Origin of the sequence: Methylobacterium sp. J-070 (genome assembly GCF_022829385.1) — a bacterium.
Taxonomy (GTDB): Bacteria; Pseudomonadota; Alphaproteobacteria; order Rhizobiales; family Beijerinckiaceae; genus Methylobacterium.
The window spans coordinates 1-2,108 of record NZ_JAKSXX010000027.1 but is presented as its reverse complement, the minus strand read 5'-3'; the positions used below and the strand labels follow the sequence as shown (position 1 = coordinate 2,108).

Below are 2,108 nucleotides of genomic sequence, written 5' to 3'. Positions count from 1 at the left end.
TAGGAGTTCCTCACGCCTGCCCGGTGTTCGACGACATCGCGTAGGCGCGGCCCTTCAGGCTTTGCTTCAGGTCGCCGATCAGGCCATCCGCATTCGAGGCGCTGCTGTTGACGATCACGTCGCCGTGCATGTGCGTGGTGTCGGTCCGGACCGAACTCTGCCGGTTGTCGTTGGTGGTGTTGGCGATCTGCGCGGCCTGTGCGGCTTGAGCTTGGGCCACGAACAGGCCGGCGTTCGGGATGCCGTTCCAGGCTGACGGGGCCGGGGCTGCTGAAGGCACCTGACGCCGCTCGTCCTTCGGATCAGCCAGCACGTCAGGGCGGCGCTGAGACGGTGTCCCGGCCCGCAGGTTTCTCGTCTCGGCCTGGATGGTGGCGATGTCCTTCTCCCGCTGAGTAGGCTCGGCCGGCGTCTGCAACTGCGGGAGCCACTGGCGGGCATGGGCCGCCCGGCCGCCTTCCTCGCCGACCCCGAACCGCTCGCTGAGCTGCACGCCGTGGATAGCCTGCTCCAGCGTCGGGTTGCCCTTCAGGATCGCGCCACCGCGTTCTGTCTTCGCATGGTCATAGATCGCATCGCCCGGCCTGGCGGTGTGCTCGGCCACCCAAGCTTTTGTCTGCCAAGAGGCGTCATAGGGGTTGCCGCCCTGGCCCTCGATCCAAGCCTTGATCTTCGGCCAGCGGTTGCGATCCCACTGCCAGAGTCCGGTGTGACCGCCGCTCTGGTCATTGTGCGCCCGTGGGTTGAAGCTGCTTTCCGTCTGCATCGAGCCGACCGTGGCCGCCACGGCGTTGTCGTTGTACCCGGCCTTGCGCAGCTCGCCGATGATGGCCTGAACGTTCTCGCTGCGCGCCAGTTTGCCGATGCTGCGTGCTGCCCGCATGCGAATACCGGCGCCACCCTCGGCAGCCTCGGCCTCTCCGCCACCGAAGACCCGCTTGACGGCATTCCAGCCCCGGCGGACGGCACCGCGTACCCGCCCGCGGCGCTCGATGCCCTCGCGCTGCAACTGCGCCTGATCCGGGTCGGCGGCTGCATCCTCCGGCGTCTGATAGCCGTGGCCCGTGGCGATCGCTCCAATAGCCACCGGCAAGCCAACCCGCAGCATGGCTGCCAAGAGGGACGTGTTGCCCGTCACCAGCGCCGCGCGGATCAGGCCGATCTGCGCGAGCACCGCCCCGACCTTGGTGGTGACCCAGAGCCCGAAGAACGCCTCCGCGACGGTCTTCCAGCCGCCGACCGCCTTGGCCGCGTCGTTGGCGCCGACGATGAAGTCCCGGATGCCCTTCCCGACCTCGTCCCACGGCATCTCGCGCAGGGCCTTGGCGAACTCCTCCAGCTTGGCGACGATGTCGGACTGGATCCAATCCTTGTTGGCCTCGATCCACTTCTGGAACCGCTCAATCAGGTCGACGATGACCGGGGTAACCCGGGTCATGATCGCCCGGCCAAAGCTCTCCGAGGTCTGCCGCAGGGTCTCGATGGAGGTCTGCAGCCGCTGCGCCGCCTCGGCGTCTTCCTTCCGAACCAGGCCGACCTTGCCGGACTTGGCCAGCGCCTCCATCAGCTTGGCTCGGCCCTGGATGAGCAGCGCGGCCGTGTCCTGGTCCACGCCAGCCTGCCGCAGCAGATAGTTCGCCATCGGCGCACCGTTCCGGTCGGCGGTGCCCTTGGCCGCATCGGCCAGGTCACCGAACGTCGTGGTCAGGTCGGTGTTGAGCCGGATCTGCTGCCCGCTCAGCCCCTGAAGCTTGGCGAACCACGGAAGCGCACCGGAATTGCCGGTGGTCTTCAGGTCCATGATGGTGTCGGACAGCTTCTGGAATGAGCCGGCCGCCGCGTCCGCCGAGCCGCCGTTGCGCGCGACCGCGTTCGCCAGACCCGAGATGGCTTCCGGGGTCGAGCCGATCCGAGTAGCCAGCCGCCCCAACGCAGCGTCGGCGCTGGTGATATCGGCGACGAAGTTCTTGATCTCGCGCCCGGCTGTGAAGATGGCGAACAGCTTGAGGGCGTTCCGGGCGAGGCGTTCAACGGCGTCGCCGGCACTGTCCAAGCTCTTCTCGATGCCCTTGCCTTCCTTGACCGCGCTCTCGCGGGTCTTGGCGAAG

1 protein-coding gene is annotated in these 2,108 nt (G+C 67.7%); it reads right to left on the bottom strand.

The annotated features are described in order from the left end of the window. Window positions 1-10 precede the first annotated feature (10 nt). The coding region (locus MKL01_RS01290) for a phage tail tip lysozyme (RefSeq protein WP_243903434.1) at window positions 11-2,108 on the bottom strand (2,098 nt) is incomplete at its 5' end.